The organism is Vogesella amnigena, assembly GCF_042648905.1.
Taxonomy (GTDB): Bacteria; Pseudomonadota; Gammaproteobacteria; order Burkholderiales; family Chromobacteriaceae; genus Vogesella; species Vogesella amnigena.
This window is the reverse complement of record NZ_JBHRYH010000045.1, coordinates 195,496-212,645: the sequence shown is the minus strand read 5'-3', so window position 1 is coordinate 212,645 and position 17,150 is coordinate 195,496. Positions and strand designations below refer to the sequence as shown.

The 17,150-nt window shown below is 60.6% G+C and carries 12 protein-coding genes and 1 pseudogene; 1 reads left to right on the top strand and 12 read right to left on the bottom strand.

Annotated elements, in window-relative coordinates; genetic code table 11:
* Positions 1–13: 13 nt before the first annotated feature.
* From ACFOKJ_RS15370 to ACFOKJ_RS15325, 10 genes are all read right to left on the bottom strand, one after another.
* Positions 14–1,723, bottom strand: a complete 1,710-nt coding sequence (locus tag ACFOKJ_RS15370) for a proline--tRNA ligase (RefSeq protein WP_390281193.1) — start codon at positions 1,721–1,723, stop codon at positions 14–16.
* Between the two features lie 331 nt (positions 1,724–2,054).
* A complete protein-coding gene (locus ACFOKJ_RS15365) occupies positions 2,055–2,780 on the bottom strand; it encodes a hypothetical protein (protein ID WP_390281191.1) in 726 nt (241 codons plus the stop codon).
* Positions 2,781–2,789: 9 nt separating this feature from the next.
* Positions 2,790–3,182 carry a DNA/RNA non-specific endonuclease gene (locus tag ACFOKJ_RS15360; protein WP_390281189.1) on the bottom strand — a complete coding sequence of 131 codons (393 nt, stop codon included), beginning with the start codon at positions 3,180–3,182 and terminating at the stop codon, positions 2,790–2,792.
* A gap of 68 nt (positions 3,183–3,250) precedes the next feature.
* A complete protein-coding gene (imm45, locus tag ACFOKJ_RS15355) occupies positions 3,251–3,601 on the bottom strand; it encodes an Imm45 family immunity protein (RefSeq protein WP_390281187.1) in 351 nt (116 codons plus the stop codon).
* A gap of 1 nt (position 3,602) precedes the next feature.
* Entirely contained in the window at positions 3,603–10,058 is a 6,456-nt protein-coding gene (locus tag ACFOKJ_RS15350) for a hemagglutinin repeat-containing protein (protein WP_390281185.1), read from the bottom strand.
* A 5-nt stretch (positions 10,059–10,063) separates the two neighbouring features.
* Positions 10,064–10,609, bottom strand: coding sequence for a toxin-activating lysine-acyltransferase (locus ACFOKJ_RS15345; RefSeq protein WP_390281183.1), 546 nt, complete (start codon positions 10,607–10,609; stop codon positions 10,064–10,066).
* A 5-nt stretch (positions 10,610–10,614) separates the two neighbouring features.
* The gene (locus ACFOKJ_RS15340; protein ID WP_390281318.1) at positions 10,615–11,058 is read right to left on the bottom strand and encodes a ShlB/FhaC/HecB family hemolysin secretion/activation protein; all 444 of its coding nucleotides are present in this window, start codon (positions 11,056–11,058) and stop codon (positions 10,615–10,617) included.
* Positions 11,006–12,343 (bottom strand): ShlB/FhaC/HecB family hemolysin secretion/activation protein, encoded by a 1,338-nt coding sequence (locus tag ACFOKJ_RS15335; protein ID WP_390281181.1) that lies wholly within the window; start codon positions 12,341–12,343, stop codon positions 11,006–11,008. Before ACFOKJ_RS15335 ends, ACFOKJ_RS15340 begins: the two co-directional genes overlap by 53 nt.
* Positions 12,344–12,489: 146 nt before the next feature.
* Positions 12,490–13,050: a flavin reductase family protein gene (locus tag ACFOKJ_RS15330; RefSeq protein WP_390281179.1), complete on the bottom strand. Its 561-nt coding sequence runs from the start codon at positions 13,048–13,050 to the stop codon at positions 12,490–12,492.
* 106 nt (positions 13,051–13,156) lie between these two features.
* Positions 13,157–13,849: a substrate-binding periplasmic protein gene (locus tag ACFOKJ_RS15325; RefSeq protein WP_390281177.1), complete on the bottom strand. Its 693-nt coding sequence runs from the start codon at positions 13,847–13,849 to the stop codon at positions 13,157–13,159.
* A 300-nt stretch (positions 13,850–14,149) separates the two neighbouring features.
* On the opposite strand from ACFOKJ_RS15325, the gene kup reads away from it, so the two are divergent.
* Positions 14,150–16,015, top strand: a complete 1,866-nt coding sequence (gene kup, locus ACFOKJ_RS15320; RefSeq protein ID WP_390281175.1) for a low affinity potassium transporter Kup — start codon at positions 14,150–14,152, stop codon at positions 16,013–16,015.
* An 82-nt stretch (positions 16,016–16,097) separates the two neighbouring features.
* Here kup and ampD read toward each other — a convergent pair whose 3' ends face one another.
* Together ampD and ACFOKJ_RS15310 are read right to left on the bottom strand one after the other, a co-directional pair.
* Positions 16,098–16,652 carry a 1,6-anhydro-N-acetylmuramyl-L-alanine amidase AmpD gene (gene ampD, locus ACFOKJ_RS15315; protein WP_390281316.1) on the bottom strand — a complete coding sequence of 185 codons (555 nt, stop codon included), beginning with the start codon at positions 16,650–16,652 and terminating at the stop codon, positions 16,098–16,100.
* A 93-nt stretch (positions 16,653–16,745) separates the two neighbouring features.
* Positions 16,746–17,129, bottom strand: a pseudogene (locus ACFOKJ_RS15310) (GNAT family N-acetyltransferase); the annotation flags it as partial.
* Between the last annotated feature and the right edge of the window lie 21 nt (positions 17,130–17,150).

Here is a 17,150-nt window from a genome sequence, read left to right as displayed (position 1 = left end):
CCCACCCTACGGTTTAGCCCAGTTTCGCCAGCAGGTGGGCCAGAATCTCGCCGGCAGCCACCGCGGTGGCTTCGCTGTCGCGACGATGCTGGTATTCCACCTTGCCTTCCTTCAGGCCACGGTCACCGATGGTGACGCGGTGTGGCGCACCGATCAGCTCCCAGTCGGCAAACATCGCGCCCGGGCGCTCGCCGCGGTCGTCGATGATCACGTCCACACCCTTGGCCAGCAGTTCGCCGTACAGCTGGTCGGCGGCAGCCTTCACGGCCTCGGAGCGGTCGTAGCCCACCGGACAGATCACCACGTTGAACGGCGCAATGCTGTCCGGCCAGATCATGCCCTTGCCGTCGAAGTTCTGTTCGATGGCGGCGCCCAGGATACGGGTCACGCCGATGCCGTAGCAGCCCATCTCGAAGTGCTTGGGCTTGCCGTCTTCATCCAGGAAGGTGGCGTCCATGGCCTGGGAGTACTTGGTGCCCAGGTAGAACACATGGCCAACTTCGATACCGCGCTGGATCGCCAGCAAACCTTTGCCGTCCGGCGAGGCATCGCCCACCACCACGTTGCGGATGTCGGCCACTTCCGGCTCCACACAATCGCGCACGAAGTTGGCGCCGGTGTAGTGCTGGTCGTCCTCGTTGGCGCCGATCACGAAATCGGCCATCTTGGCCACGGTGCGGTCGGCAATGATGCGGCCCTTGAAGCCCACCGGGCCCAGCGAGCCGGGGTTGGCACCGAAGGCCTTGTTGATCAGCGCCGGGGTGGCCATGGTCAGCGGCTTCTTGATGCCGGCGATCTTCTCGGCTTTCACCTCGTTCAGCTCGTGGTCGCCGCGCACCAGCATCAGCACGGCAGAGCCCTCTTCCTCGCCTTCCACCACCAGCGCCTTCACGGTGGCAGTGATGTCGATGTTCAGGAAGCGCACCAGGTCGGCGATGGTTTTCACGCCCGGAGTGTGCACCTTGGTCAGCGGCTGGCTGGCAGCCGGGCGCTCGCCAGCCGGCGCTACCGCCTCGGCCAGCTCGATGTTGGCCGCGTAGTCGGAATCCGGGCAGTAGACGATAGCGTCTTCGCCGGTTTCGGCAATCACCTGGAATTCATGCGAGCGGTCACCACCGATGGCGCCAGTATCGGCTGCCACCGCACGGTAGGTCAGACCCAGGCGGTCAAAAATGCGGCAGTAGGCGGCGAACATATTGTCGTAGCTCTTGCCGGCGTCCTCGGCGCTGCGGTCGAAGGAGTAGGCATCCTTCATGGTGAACTCGCGGCCACGCATCACGCCAAAGCGCGGACGGCGCTCGTCGCGGAACTTGGTCTGGATCTGGTAGAAGTTCTTCGGCAGCGCGCGGTAGCTGCGCAGCTCGTTGCGGGCGATGTCGGTCACCACTTCCTCGGAAGTCGGCTGGATCACGAAATCGCGCTCGTGGCGATCCTTGAAGCGCAACAGCTCCGGGCCCATGCCGTCGAAGCGGCCGGTTTCCTGCCACAGGCCGGCCGGCTGCACCATCGGCATCACAATCTCGATGGCGCCAGCGCGGTTCATTTCCTCGCGCACGATGTTTTCCACCTTGCGCAACGAGCGCAGGCCCATCGGCATCCAGTTATAGACACCGGCGGCAACTTTACGGATGAAGCCGGCGCGCAGCATCAGCTTCTGGCTGACGATGTCGGCATCGGCGGGGGCTTCCTTCAGGGTGGAAATGAAAAACTGCGAGGCGCGCATGGCTGATCCTTGAAAATTCTGCGAAACAGCGGCGATTGTAGCGGTTAGCGACGCCTGCGCGAAAGCGTGGCTACCGTGTTTGCACTCTACAAACCAGTACTAATCTCTCTTGGCATGCATAATTAATGGCAAGATTTATCCAAATTACATATTGTCGTTGCCGGCAGCGATAGGCACCACTACAACGATGTCACATCTTGTCCTAAGCAAGTCGGTCTCAAAGACAAACCCTCCCCCTGCTTACCACTGACGTAGCCGCACGCGCAGTAGCTTATTGCCAGTAACATGCCATCACCATCTCGACCGCTAAGCCGCTACCCACTACGTGGTGTCACGCATCCGGATAGCGGTAATCCAGCTTCATCCGTCCTTCCGGTGTCAGGGTAAAACTCAGGCCGTCAGGTGCGACACCACCTTGGCTCGTGAGGCTGTCGTACAAAGCATAGGCACCATCTGCAGCAGCTACCATCGCGGCATGATCTGGCACCTTAGGCGCGCGCTGTTTCCCGGCGGCAGTCTCTTGCCAGAAATGCATCCGCACTTGACGTCCTGGCTGATATGTCAGGTCTACGCCGGCCAGGTGCCAGCCGGCTTCATCCTGTGCCTGAAACACACATTGACCAATTGCCTGGTAGGCTTGTTCGGCGGTCATTTGCATGGGTAACGGCTCCGTTGCCAGCAAACCACCAAGCGACTGATTGATTTCATCGCCGGAAATCGTGTCCTCGGTATCTTCATAATCTGCGGGTTTGTTATAGTCGTATTCAATTTCGTACTTGCCACCTGGATACAAAGTAAAGGTCAATCCCCAAATGCGGCATCCACCTTCATTCATAATGCAATCTCGAATACGAAGAAACAATTCTTCAAGCTTAAAAACCATTCTCCCGACTGGCAAATCCTCCACAACTCCATCACATATTTTAATTGACTCAACAGAACTAATGAAATTAGAAAATATTCTGCACTTCAATTTAGTGACTATGATTTTTGAATCAAGCACTTCAGGAAAGGCTCCTTTTATTAATTCTATAATTTTCTCAGCTATTTCTTTCATGATCACTCACTATTGATAAAATGGGTAGCGTTTTATACTACCGTTGATATTTGCTTCAACATAAAATTCACTAGGCCTTAATCCACCCCCAGTCGGATACCCAACATCAATCTTCACACTGACGGTCTTGCCTTCCTTCAATGCTTGTCGGAGCTCATTCTCCATGGCTTTCCAAGCCCCCCTATTCAACATCGATGCCTGCGGCACCAGGTTCACTCGGTCACCCGCACCACCCAGACTGGATGCAATCAGATGGCCGCCATCGTCTCCAGCCTCGCCACACTTGCCTGCGACGCATTGCTGGTAACCATTACGGTCCATTTTGTTCAAGCTCAGTTCGCCCTCTACCGATTTCACTCGACCTGCCGTATCCGTTATATAGGCATGCCCATTATCCAGCACATATGCTGCCTCATACTCCAGTTTGCCGTTGATAGCCCCCTACCACTGTCCAGTCTTATATTTATTGTTCAAATCTCATCAACATTTAAGGGGATATTCCTCACCAAAACCGAGCCCACATCACAATCTGGATAAACCCAATAACTCCAATTCATGATAAGCCACTGAATATCAAAATGACGATTATCGCCACTACCTGTGATACATACACCAGGGAGATTTTGGTAGGGGTTAATTCCTGCCTTGTAGCCAGTTATGGCAACAAGGCTCATCGGAAAATCAACATTACCCGGATTCATGCACAACATCATCACAACAGCATCTTCAAAAGGATAGATTGCAGGGAATTTAAATAACGTCCCCCTTGGCATTTCCTCATCACCATTAAAATCCACAAGCCTTTTCCATTTACTTTCCATATTATTTCACTTTCAAATTATGCCTACCAGAGGTGTCAACTGATCTCTCAACCAACTCCAAAGGGTTTAGCATCTTGTACTCACCCTCATGCGCTCCATTCTTTGGATTAATCCTTTCCCATGCTCCATGCTGAGTATCCAACGAATAAATCTTACCATCTGGCGCTTTATAAACAGCACGACCAGGATTCAATTTCTCAAGTTGCTTATCCCTTTTCCAGCCATACGCATTAACTACTTGTGGAACAATTTCTTTTATCTTTGCTACACGTTCCCCAGGCGGAAGATCAGAAATTCCCTTTGCGAAGTCCACAGACTGTGATGCCAACTGCTCACGCTTGGCAACAATCTCCGCCGCGGCCCTGGCAACCTCTTCACCAGCTTTACCGCTCTTGCCAAGTACTTGCCCGATCTTTTGCAGCACCTTGTTGCCTGGCACTGCCTCTGTTGCCAGACCAATGGCGATTCCTGCTGCAATCTCTTTCGCGTCTTCGTTACGGCCTTCCCGTAATGCCTTGTCCAGCTGCCAGGCGTCATAGGCCGTGATTCCCTTGTCTACCAGCTCCAGTGCCAGCGGTATCAACATCAGCGCGTTGTTACGCATTTCGATGTTGGCCGCATTGCCAGCGCTGCTGGCATCTCCGCCACTCGCTCCTGCAATACCACTGATGAGGGAGGTCAATAGATTACTGCGAGCCTCTCGCTCTTCGGCGCTCAGCGGCCCACTTTGCCCATTGACCTGGTTTAGCAGGTTGTTCAATACCACCGCTGCGCCGGCTCCAGCAGCAGCTCCACCACAGCCTCTCCCTTGTAACGCTGCGCCGGCACATGCATTCAAGGCTTGCAGCGCCGCACGGGCAACCTCTGAGTCGAGGGCATCGGCTAGATGCTTGATTTCCTGCGCCCCCAGGCTCTGCAGGTAGTTCACTGCCATTGCCTGGAAGAATGCGCTGTCCGTGGCGCTGATATTGCCGCCAGCCGCTGCCGTCAGTGCGGTCAGTACGGTGTGACCGATGCCGCCCATGGCCCAAATTTGATTGGCTTGTTGCTGTGATGTCAGTGCTTCCAGCCGTGCCGCATCTCGCTGTCCTGCTGGCTTCTCCAATTCCGCATCAATCTGTTGCTGAACATGATCTTTCTCAAGGGCCCGGTTGTTCAAGAAGGTGGCAGTCTCTCGCTGCAACGCGCCCACGACCTCAAAGCCAGCCTTCAGCTCCTGTTCGTTGAAGATCGGCTTGAGTGCATGCGTGCTGTCCTGCCCGGTCTCTACGTCGCGGTTTAGCCCGGCAACGGTTTGTTCCGCTGTTTGCCCGTTCAGCGTTTGTTGTTGCTGACTATCCCGAATCTCGATCGCACCGCCGCTGATGCCTGACTGGGTGGTACTACTGCTGCTGCCGTTGGCGTTCATGGCAAGCGGCGCGGTGGCCGATAGGCCATTCAGGCTGGGCAGGCTGCTGCCGGGGGTCTGGCTGCCATCGCTGCTTGCCTGTCCTTGCTGGTTTTTACCGACCCCGCTGCCATTGCTGCTGTAACCACCGCCCAGGCTGACGCTCTGCCCGCTGTAGCTGGCGTGGTTGTCGATGTCGCTGTGCGTCAGGGTGCCGGTACTGAGCTGGTTCTTGCCATCCCGCACCGCCTGCTCGCTGCTGCTGATCACCGCGCCCTTGAGGTCGGTATTGCCTTGTACTTGTAGCTGGAAACCGCCGTCGCCGGCTGTCAGACCGGTCTGTTCTGTGACGCTGGCGTAGTCGCTGCCCAGCTTGCTGTTGCCAATGTTGACGCTGCCGGACACCACGCCAGCCCCTACCGAGAGGCTGCCGCCCTGGCTTTGCTGTTTGCTGACGTAGTGGCTGCTGTCTTGCAGGCTTTCGAGTTTGAGGTCGCCGCCAACCTTGGCGGTGATCTGCTTGCCGCTGGCAACGGCGCCTTTGAGGGTGGTGTCGCCGCCGCTTTGCAGTGTGAGTTGTTGCCCGGCGTCGATATGGGTGTTGCGCCAGCTGGTGTCGCTGCCGTCGGCATTGCCGCGATTGCCGCTGGCGCTGACGTTGAGCTGAGGGCCGACGGGGCCGATGCTGACGCCCAGGCTGGCACTGCTGCCGCTGTTAGTGCTGTGCTGGCTGGCGCTGTGTTGTGCGGCCAACAGTTGGATCTGGTTGTCGGCCTGCAGGCTGACGTTGCCCGCCGCCTGGATGTCGCTGCCCTGTACGGTGAGGTTGCTGTGCTGGCCGTCACCCGTGGCGCGCAGGCTGAGGTTGCCGCCGGCACGCAGGGTGGAGGCGCTGCTGCTGTCCTGTTGTTGTTCGCTGTGACTCTGGCTCTGGCTGCTGCCTACGCTGATGCTGAGGTTGATACCGCCGGCCTGGGCCGGGTTCTGGCTGACGGCGTCGTAGGCGTTCTTGCTGGCCAGGGCGGTGGTGGCGGCGGCCAGTGTTTGCATGCGGCTGTCGCTGGTCTGGCTGGCGGCTTGCTGCATTTGCTGCCCGGTTTGCAGGGCGCTGACGACGGGGTTGCTGATGGCGACGCTGAGGCCGTTTTGCTTGAACCGGGTGTCGGTGGTGGTCTGGCTGTGCTGCTGGGCGGCGCTGATGTCGATCTGTTTGGCGGCGATGTCGATGTTGCCTTGCGGCGCCAGTACGTGGCTGCCGCTTTGCTGGTAGTGCTGCCCGGCCTGCAGGGTGACGTCGCCCTGGGTGCTGCCGATAGTGGCAGCGGCGGCCTGGGTGCTGCTGCCGCGCTGGTCTACGCTCTGCTGCCGGGTACCCAGGGTGAAGCCGAGGCCGCCGCCGCTGAACAGGCCGCTTTGGCTTTCGGCACGGTCGTGCTGCTGGCTGAGGGTGTCGGTGGCGGCGGTGATGGCGATGTCGCGTCCGGCCTGCAGTGCGGTGCCGGCGGTGCTGACCACGTTGCTGCCGCTGACGGCGATGTCGCGCCCGGCCTGCAGGCTGGTGGTGTTGCCGGACAGGGTGGTGGCGACGGCCTGGGTCTGGTCCAGGCTGTCGCGGGTGCTGATGGTGGTACTGGAGAAGGCGCTGCTGCTGCCGGTGTGCTGGTGCGCTTCGTCTACGGTTTGGCGGCGGCTGCCTGCGGTCAGCTGGATGTCGTTGCCGGCCCGTGCCTGCACGGCGCCCTGCTCGCTGCCAACGTTGGCCGCACGGGCGGTGAGGTCGTGGCCTGCCAGCAGGGCGATGTCGCCCTTGGCGTGCACCTGGCTGCCGATGTCCTGGCTGCTGCTGTCCCGGCGCTGGTTGTTGTCATCCCACACGATGTGTTGTTGCTGGCTGGTGGTGATGGTGTCCAGTACCAGGTCGTTGCCGGCTGCCAGCTGGGTGCTGCCGCTGCCGCTATTGCCGATGTCGGCAGCGGTGAGGTGCAGGTTGCGCCCAGCGCTGGCGACTAGGGTGCTGCCGGACGGGTTGGTGACGTACAGGCCGGCCACGCGGTTGAGGTGGGTTTCGCTGCCCTGGGCGTTGCTGTTGCTGCGGGTGGTGCTGGTGAGGTTGAGGTCGCGCCCGGCGGTCACTTGCAGGCTGTTGCCGGCATCGATGCTGCCACCGATATTGTTGAGGTCGTTGCGGGCGGCGGCCAACACGTCGTTGCCGGTGATGCGCCCGCCAAGGTTGTTGACGGTGTCGGCGGTAAGAGTAAGCAGGCGACGCCCCGCCAGGGTGCCCTGGTTGTCGAGCTGGCCGCGCAGTTGCAGGTTCAGGCTGTCGCCAGCGATCAGCGCGCCGCTGCTGGCAAGATCGGTGCGGCCTGGACGCAGGTACAGCTGTGGCACCAGCGCCTTGGCGGTGCGGCCGTCCGGCAGGGTCACATCCTGTTCGACCAGCCAGACGATGTCGCTGGTCAGTTGTGCCACTTGCTGCGCGCTCAGTGCCACGCCCGGCCGCAGGCTCCAGGCTTTGGCCACGGTAATGCCCTGGTCCATCAGCGCCTGGTATTGCGCCTGATCACTGGCATAGCCATCCAGGAAACGCCGCCCTGTCAGCTGCGCCACTTGTTCGCGCAGCAGTTTCTGTTCGTAGAAGCCATCGCCCAGGCGTTTTTGTACGCTAGTGGGGTCTACCGACAGGGCCGCCAGCATGTAGTCGGAACCCAGCCATTGCCGGTAGTTGCTAAAACGCGGGTCGGTTTCCACCAGGTAGCCCAGCTTCGGGTCGCTGCTAAGGTGGTAAAGGCTGCTGTCAGGTACGGTCAGCGTCCCGAGGTCGCCGATCTTGGTGCCGGACGCAGGCGGCTGGCTGTTCTGCTGGTAGCGGAAAGGGGCCAGCGAAATGTCGCTGATCGCCACGGGCGGCTGATAGGTACTGGTGCTGCTGCCAGTACTGTCGCGGCCTTTCTGGTGGTCGCGCCAGTAGTTGGTGACTACGCCGATATCGGTGACGTAGTGCTGCCCGGTAACATCAATATTCTGCAAGTCCGTGACATTGGCGGTAAGTTGGCCGCCGGCAATGATGTGGCTTTTGTCGTTGCGCAAGGTGTCGGCGGTAAGGCTCATGTCGCCACCTGCGGTGATCTTGCCCGGGTCGGTCTGGGTGATGGTGGTTTCCTGGATGCTGCGGGTGTAGTCGTATTGGCTCCAGGTTTCAAACGGGCCTTCCGGTGTCATCAGGTGATCGGATTCATCGTTAAAGATGTAGACCCCTGGGTCGCCAGGCCGGTAGCGGTTGGGAGAGCCCGACCCTTGGTATTCGATGATGTGTTCTGGGGTGCCCACCGGTAAGACTTCGGTGGCGAAATGCTCGTTGGTGTTGTTGATGGTATGTGCGGCGATAGCCAGCTTGCCCAAGGCCTCGATGCTGGCGCTGTTGTTGTTGATGCTGCCCGCCAACCCTGTGGCATGGAAGCCGGCATCCAGCGCGCCACCGAATGCCATGTCGCCGGCGCTGAAAATCAGCGCATGCTCCCGGTTGTTGACGGTACCGGCGCCGATATCCAGCTGCGTGCGAGCGGCAATGGTAGGTGCTACGCCGTTTTCAGACAGATTGTTCAGTGTGCCAGCCGCAATGGCCAGTTGATCGCCATAGATGCGGCCACTGCCCAGATTGTTCAGGGTGGCGGCAGACAGCCGGGTCTGCTCGCCATCAATCAGGCCACGATTGGTCAGGTTGTTGCTTAGCGTCAACTGGGTGGATGCGGCACTGATTTCGCCACTGGCTCTGTTATCCAGTGCATCGGCCGTCAGTTGCAAGCTGGCGCCCGCCTGTACGCTACCGCTATTTTCCATGCCGCTGGCAGCCAGGTTGGTATTGCCTACCGCGCCCAGGGTTGCACCCTGCTGGTTATCCAGCTGCAAGGCGCGGATATCCGCATTGCCGCCGGCAATCACCATGCCACTGTTGTCGAATGTGGCTGCTGTCTGCAGCGTGATATCGCCTTGTGCGGAGACAGTGCCGCTGTTCTGGATGCCCGCACTGGCTTGTACCTGGATGTCACCCGTTGCGGCCAGCTTGCCGCTATTGCTGATCTCGCCATCCTGGCGCACCACTATCTCGCCGGCAGCAGCACCAAGCTGGCCGACAAAGCGGGCGCCCAAGCCGTGCTCGGTACCTACCAGCCAGATTTTGCCGGCATACATACCGCCCAGTGCGGCCACATCCAGCGAATAGGCCGGCGCAGGACTAGTGTTGGCCGCAAGCAGTGCCGATGTCTGACTCAAATCGGCATTGCTCTGCCCGGCGCCGCTATGCACACGTAGTTGTGTGGCCCAAATGCCGGCATTTACCTGTATGGCACGCGCCAGCAGGTCGGTGTATTCGGCCTGCCGCCCATCCAGGCCGACGCCGGATATCGTGATGTTGCCCTGCTGTACCCGGTAGCCTTCCAGGCTGCCGTTGTTGAGAATCGGGCTGCCCGTAGTCAACGTTGCCCGGTTCGCGTTAATGAAACCACAGCCATCACAGCTGATGCCTGCCGGGTTGGCGATGACGACCTGTGCGCGATCGCCGGCCACTTCAACGTAACCACGCAATTGACTGGGCAGGCTGCTGTTGACCTCGTTCAGAATCACTCTGGCGGTACCAGCCGCTAGCCAGGGGTTGCCTGCCACCCAGCCACCCAATTGTGTCTGGGCACTGCCACGAGCATTGTTGAGAATCACCCCTTGCTGACCGACATCGAACTGCGTGTAACTGTTGCGAGATACCCCGGCTGCGCTGGGGGTCTGGATATTGACCTGTGGCACACCATTGGCGGTGTTCAGGATCGTTGGCTGCTGCGTCTTCGGGGCATTGCCATCCGCTACCACCTGCGTGGCAGAGGGCATGGCATGCACCAGCCCGCTCGCCACCAAGAGACTAAAGCACACTGGCCGCAGCGCTAGACAGAGCGGCACCGAGCGGCCTGATGCAGCGGTGGTACCAGCACTGGCTTTGCCGTGGCTGGCAACGTTTTCCGCTACCACCATCAACAAGCCACGCGCCTTATTGAACACTATGCGATATAGATGCTTGTTCATGATGCTTACACCTTGTTGTTTCGTTGAGTCTGCTGCGTGTTATCTGCTGGCCAGCAAACTGGATTTGCCGCCTGCCAGGCTCGGGCTTCTACCGGCAGTACCGCCAAGCCGCTGAAGGCTTTTACCTGCAGCCCCCGCTGATTTCCCTTGTGGTACAAGCCGCGCCAACAGCGGGTGGCAAACAGTTGCTGCACCAGTCTGCGCATGCCATTGCTGTGGCCAAATGGCGCAACCCAGTCCAGCACCCACATGCGATCTCCGCTTTGCCAGTCGGTCTCAGGCAGCTGTGACGGATGCAGTTGCAGGTAACGTGCTTCAGCGGCGGGGCTGAACTGTGCCCAGGACAGGTAGAACACCGGTTTGTCAGCGTGGGTAACCAGAATGAATTGCCCGCTCTTGATGGCGGGCAGCAACAGGCGCTGCAGATCCATCAGCGGCGTACGACGGTGAGAAGCCGAATGCATCCACAGCCAGACCACAGCGCCCAGCACGGTAGCCTCGCTGTATGTCCCACCTTGCAGAGCCGGTGCGAGTACTTGTTGGCCAATCATCCGGCTCACCATGTCCAGCTGGCCTGGAAGCCGGTGGTGACGCCAGACGTATGGAAGCCGTCCGGTTTTTTGACGGGGACGCCGGCGAACAAGTCATAGCTCAGGCCACGGTAGCCGCCATGCAGGCCGACCACCGCGCCAGTGAGTCGGGTCCCTAGCTGCATGTCACGGGAAGCGCCGCCAATTTCCCCATGGTCCAGCCCCAGGTAGAGCTCTTGACCGCTCTGACCCAAGGCCAGGCCAAGTTCGTTGCGCCACAGCCAGCCACGTTCGGCGATCAGACTGCTTTCCCCATCAAAACCCCGCACGGTATAGCGGCCACCGATGGCAAAACGATCTTGCGGTACTAGCGGCGTCCGGTTCCATTGCGCGCGCCAGCTGGTCATTACCCGCCAATTACCTCCCCACAGGCGGAAAGGCTGGGCGAACTGAGCATCCGCCGTGATCATCCGCAAACGAGAGGTCCCCCCCCCCAAATGCCTGCTCAGGAGCAGCCAGCGCTGCCAGCGCCCCGGTACCCTGGCGGTAACCCAGGTGTACATCCAGCGACCCGCTGCCCAGGTACTCGCGGTGAGTGATACCGGCCTCCCAACCCGCCATGCGGCGGTGCTGCACCTGCACCTCGGTATCGTCGATATAGTTGCGGGACTCTCGCACCCAGCCGAGCAGATAGCCGCCCGTCTTGCGCTGCGCGTCGCGGTACAGCACTCGGGAAAGCTTCAGTTCGCCATTGCTGCTGTCGCCGCTGTAGACGATGCTCTGGTTACGCCCTGATGCTGTCTGGTGATAACGGGATTGGCTGGCGCTAGCGCCAAGCAACCAATAACCCATGGGAAATTCGTAGTGTGCGGTATAACCTTCGGTGCCCTTGCTGGGGCCATCCGGTATCAAGACGCTGCGATTGGCACTGAGGTAGAACAGGTCGTTGAGCGTCCACCAGTTGTCGTAGGAAACCGTCACCCCGGCTTGGTAGCGGCCTGTCGCCCGGCTGCCGCTGTCATCCAGCGCAACACTCAATCGCAACGGAAACGCTTGCTGCCATTGCACCACCAGGTCGCTATCTCCTGGCTGGGCATCGCTACCGACAGCTGGTGCGATCTTGATGTCGGCATCTACCGTAGGTACACGTTTGAGGTTTTCCAGGCCTTGTTCGATATCCCGCAGGTTGAGCGTATCGCCAGGCTTGGCGGGGATAGCATTTCGCAGCGTGGCACGCCCCGAGGTGCCATCAGCCAGGTGAATGGCATGTATGCGGCCCGGCAGCACGGCGATGTTAAGCGTGCCGCTGGCGAGGTTTTGTGGGGGCACCAGTACCCGAGTAGTGACATAGCCCTTGGCAATCAACGCATTTTGCATGCGGTTGAGCAACACGTTGATACCTTGCGTGCCCAGGCAGCGGCCCACGACTGCCTCCCCGCCATGCTCACTTGCCGGCAGTAACCATGCAAACGAAGGCGCAAGTTCGCCTTGCAGCTGCACCCGCTGAATCACAAAGCAAGGTGACTCACTATCCGGTAATGAATCTGCAAGTTGTTGCTGCTGAGCAGGCTCCGGGCGGATATCAGCAGCCGTCTCTTGCTGTTGGCGCAAGGCGCGCTCGCGCTGTTGCTGGCGGATAAATTCCTGATCCGCTCTTACTGCATCTGGACTTGCTGCCTGAACCTGGGCAACAGCACCCAATGTCATGGCAACAACTAACAGCCCTTGGCGATGAAAGGGGGTAATGCTTGGCATGGGACATCGTATTTCTGGTGAAAAATATCGCCCAGAATCTATAGAAAACAGCCAAGCCAGATTCTAAAAAACCATTAAATGTCGGGCGATTTATTCCCCGCAGCGATTTCCGTCATTTCGTATTGTCTGCCGTTGATTACAGCCATTTACCGCGGTCGCGCCATGTCAAATTGCTGCCGCGTACTGCAATAGCCATCGCCCCCCAGCTTGCCTATGGTGTCCAGCAATGCAGCATCCACCACCCCGTCTTGCAGCAACGCGTCGGCCACGCTGATGCCTACCACATCCAGCAGCAGCAGGCTGCCGCCCATCGGGCCATCACCGATGCGCTGGATATCGCGCAGCCGGCATTCGATGCGTGCGCTGGCCGCCGCCACCCCGGGCGCGGCCACCCACTGGCTGCTGCACGCGGCCAGGCCGGCAGCGGCAAACTCGCTGCTGCCGTAGGGTAATGGGGCGCAGCTGGCGTTCATTGCGCCAGCCAGATCGTGGCTGACCATGTTCACCACGCACTCACCGTTGGCCGCAAGGTTGCGCAAGGTGTCCTTGTCGCCGCCATGGCACGGGTTAACCTGGCTGACCAGCAGCACCGGCGGCGCCAGGCTGGCCACGGTAAAAAAGGAGTATGGCGCCAGGTTAGTAGCGCCATCCGGGCCGGAGGTGCTGATCCAGGCAATAGGGCGTGGCGTTATCAGAGAGGTCAGCAAGCGATAGGCTTGATCTGGTTCCAGTTGGTCATGGCGAAAATGCATGGAAAGCTACCGGCAGCAATGGAAGAACCAATGATGCCTGCTGACGCCAGCTGACGACAATTCAGCGCGGCAGCTGGTAGCAACGCTGCATCTGCTGCTGCAGTTGCTCGGCCAGCTGTGGCTGCTGTACCAGGAAATGGCGCGCCAGGTACAGCCCCAGCGGTTTGTCCTGCAGCAGCACCGAACGCACGCGGTTTTCCGCGCCACGCGACGTGATCAGCGCTTCCATCGCCAGGTTGGCCGCCAACACCGCATCGGCGCGCCCGGCCAGCAGCACGTCCAGCATCTGGTCATGCCCGGGCGGGCTGACGCTGATGTGGTAGCCGTGATCCAGCAGCCACTGGTGCATATTGGAGCCGGCATAGGCGCCAACCTTCGCCTGCTGGATGAACTCCGGCGCCGCCGGATCCAGCCGGCTGTCGCGGCGCAGATACCAGCGCCATTGCTGCTGTGCCGCCGGGCCGATCCACAGCGCACGCTCATCGCGCTGCGGGTTGCGTGAGGCCGGGAAATAACCATCGGCCTCGCCACTCTCCACCAGCCGCTGTGCCCGTGACCAGGACACGAAGCGGATCACCGCCGTCTGCCCGCTGCGCTGCAAGGCGCAACGTATGGTCTGCAGGGCCAGGCCCTGCTGGCTACCATCCGCCATTTGCACGGAATACGGAGCCTGTTGCTGGGTAAGCAGCAGCATGGGGCTGGCGCTGGCTAGGGCGGACAGCAGCATGCTGCCTAGTAGAAGCAAGGCGCGCACGTGGAAAAACTCTCTGCAATAGGTTCAGGCCGTCAGCATAATCAAATCGCCACAGTTGCGAATATTTTTTATTGAAAAATCTCAATTTCGGTAGAAATTCTTGCCGAATCATAAGCGGCGGCACGGCCATGTTCACGATTGTGGCAAACCGTCTACTTCATATGCATAAAACAGCAGACAAAGCGCACTAAGCCATGGCAGTTTGCCTTGCCGCGGAGTACGCTGCGCGCTCACCTGTGGCAACAATATTGCGGCGCAACATTCACTGTGCCGCCGGACACGACTCAATATACAAAAATCATGCAGTCAACAAACAAGCAAGCCCTTGCCGGCATTACCCTGGCAGCCATGGGCGTGGTCTATGGCGACATCGGCACCAGCCCGCTGTACACGCTGAAGGAGTGCTTCAGCCCGCACCTGGGCCTGGAGGTGAACGAGGCCAATGTGCTGGGCATCCTGTCGCTGATCGTCTGGGGTCTGCTGCTGGTGGTATCGCTGAAGTATCTGGCCTTTGTATTGCGCGCAGATAACCGCGGCGAAGGCGGCATCCTCACCCTGATGGCGCTGGCGCGCCGCTACGTTGGCCCCAAGGCCTGGCTGCTGGGAGCGCTGGGCCTGATGGGCGGCGGCTTCTTCTATGGCGAGGTGGTGATCACACCGGCCATCTCGGTGCTGTCGGCGGTGGAAGGTCTGGAGGTGATTACCCCGGCCTTCAAACCTTACGTGCTGCCGATCGCCATCACCGTGCTGGTGGGCCTGTTCCTGATCCAGAAACATGGCACCGCCAGCGTGGGCAAGCTGTTCGGCCCGGTGATGATGCTGTGGTTCGCCGCGCTGGCCGCGCTGGGACTGCATGGCATTGCTGGTAATACGGCGGTACTGGCGGCGCTCAATCCGGCCTGGGGGCTGCAATTCCTGCTGCACCACCAGGCGGTAGGCTTCCTGGCGCTGGGTTCGGTAGTGCTGGCGCTGACTGGCGCCGAGGCACTGTATGCCGACATGGGCCACTTTGGCGCCAAGCCGATCCGCCTGGCGTGGTTCAGTTTCGTACTGCCGGCGCTGCTGCTGAATTACTTTGGCCAGGGCGCGGAGATTCTGGCCAGCCCGGAGGCACGCGCCAACCCGTTCTTCCACCTGGCACCACAATGGGCACTGCTGCCGATGGTGATCCTGTCCACCTGCGCCACCGTCATCGCCTCGCAGGCGGTAATTTCCGGCGTGTTCTCGCTGACGCGTCAGGCAGTGCAGCTGGGCTTTCTGCCACGCATGGAGATCACCCACACTTCCGATCATGAAATCGGCCAGATCTATATCCCGCTGATCAACTGGGGCCTGCTGGTGGCGGTGGTGGCGGTGGTGGTGATGTTCCAGAATTCCAGCGCGCTGGCTGGTGCCTATGGCATTGCCGTTACCGGCACCATGGTGATTACCTCGATTCTGGCCTGCACCGTGGCGCTGCGTGGCTGGCACTGGCCGGCCTGGCTGGTGGCGCCGCTCCTGGCGGCACTGCTTACCATCGACGTGCCGCTGTTTGCGGCCAACGTGGTGAAGATTCTGGCCGGTGGCTGGCTGCCGCTGCTGATCGGCATTGCCGCTTTCATGCTGATGAGCACCTGGAAACAGGGCCGCAAGCTGCTGATGCAACGCCTGAACGAGATGGCCATTCCGCTGGATGGTTTCATCGAGAACATGGAAACCTATTCGCCAGACCGGGTGCAGGGCACCGCGGTATTCCTCACCAGTACCACCGATGGCGTGCCACATGCGCTGCTGCATAACCTGAAGCACAACAAGGTGCTGCACGAGCGCGTGGTGCTGATGACGATACGCAGCGAGGAAGTGCCGTATGTCGAGCAGGCGCAGCGGGTACGCATCGAACGGTTGTCCAACAGCTTCTGGCGGGTGCTGGCGTCCTACGGTTTCAAAGAAACGCCGAACGTGCAGGAAATCCTGGAGCTGTGCGAGCAGCAGGAACTGCATTTCGAGCTGATGGATACCTCGTTCTTCCTGTCGCGCGAAACGCTGATCCAGACCGACCGCGAGGGCATGGCGCCGTGGCGCGAGAAGCTGTTCGTGTGGATGAGCAAGAACGCGCTGCGCGCCACCGACTTCTTCCAGATTCCCTCCAACCGCGTGGTGGAAATGGGCGCGCAGGTAGAGCTGTAAGGGCGCAAGGCTGGCCGCAGGGTTGGCCATAAGCAACAAGGGCAAGCCGCATGACTTGCCCTTGCTTTTTGCCGCTACCGGCTCAGTTCTCCGGCAAGTGCCGACCGAGGCTGGCCGACAGCCGCGCCCAGTCGAAATACGGGCCGGGATCGGTCTTGCGTCCCGGGGCGATGTGCTCGTGGCCGGTAATGGCCGTCACGCCACAGTCACGCTGCAGCAAGGCCGCCAGCGCCGCCAGCGTGCGGTACTGCGCATGGCTGAACGGTTCGAAATCGCAGCCTTCCAGCTCGATACCCAGCGAGAAATCATTGCAGCGCTCGCGGCCGCGCCACTGCGATACCCCGGCATGCCAGGCGCGGCGCGTGGTGGGTACGAACTGCAGCAGGCTGCCATCGCGGCGGATGAAGAAATGGCAGGACACCCGCAGGCCGGCGATGGCGGCGTAATACGGGTGTTCCTGCGGGTCCAGACTATTGCTGAACAGCTGCGGCACGCCCGGCCCGCCGTACTGGTAGGGCGGCAGGCTGATGTTGTGGATCACCAGCAGCGGGGTAGCGCACGGTTCCGCATAGTCATCGCAATTGGGCGACGGCAGTTTTTGCGCCTCCAGCACCCAGCCATCGGCATCCAGCTGCAGCGGCAATGGGCTATCGTCGCGCTGCCAGGCCAGCGCCACTAGCGGCAAGCCATCCGGTGCGGCAAATTCACGCTCCACGCTGAAGCCGGCCTTGCGGTAGCAGCGCAGCGCCGCCCGGTTGGCCGCAGCTGTCATTACCGTGGCCTGCGCCACCGGCGCCAGCGCAGCGGTGAGCAGGCGCCCGGCCCAGCCTTCGCCCAGCCGCTGCGGCGACACCAGCGTGCGCTCGATATCGATAGCGCCATCCGGCTGCGTGCTGGCCAGCAGCAGACCGCACAGCACACCGGCCTCGTCATACGCTGCCAGCAGCTGTCGCGACTCGGCGGCAATGTCCGCCACACCCTGCCACAGCCGGGGCAGCGGGTAGCCCTGCAGCCAGGCCACTTCCAGCGCGTGGGCGGCATCATGCAGCGCCAGCGCGGCGTCCAGGTTGGCCGCATCGCGCGGCAGCGGGCAGACATGGAAGGGAACGGTCATCGCGGCAATCCGTCTCACGGG

Bases quoted from the DNA above. Each gene is read 5' to 3' on its own strand.
- ACFOKJ_RS15370 (WP_390281193.1), bottom strand. From the start codon at position 1,723: ATGCGCGCCTCGCAGTTTTTCATTTCCACCCTGAAGGAAGCCCCCGCC.
- ACFOKJ_RS15365 (WP_390281191.1), bottom strand. From the start codon at position 2,780: ATGAAAGAAATAGCTGAGAAAATTATAGAATTAATAAAAGGAGCCTTT.
- imm45 (WP_390281187.1), bottom strand. From the start codon at position 3,601: ATGGAAAGTAAATGGAAAAGGCTTGTGGATTTTAATGGTGATGAGGAA.
- ACFOKJ_RS15350 (WP_390281185.1), bottom strand. From the start codon at position 10,058: ATGAACAAGCATCTATATCGCATAGTGTTCAATAAGGCGCGTGGCTTG.
- ACFOKJ_RS15345 (WP_390281183.1), bottom strand. From the start codon at position 10,609: ATGATTGGCCAACAAGTACTCGCACCGGCTCTGCAAGGTGGGACATAC.
- ACFOKJ_RS15340 (WP_390281318.1), bottom strand. From the start codon at position 11,058: ATGATCACGGCGGATGCTCAGTTCGCCCAGCCTTTCCGCCTGTGGGGA.
- ACFOKJ_RS15335 (WP_390281181.1), bottom strand. From the start codon at position 12,343: ATGCCAAGCATTACCCCCTTTCATCGCCAAGGGCTGTTAGTTGTTGCC.
- kup (WP_390281175.1), top strand. From the start codon at position 14,150: ATGCAGTCAACAAACAAGCAAGCCCTTGCCGGCATTACCCTGGCAGCC.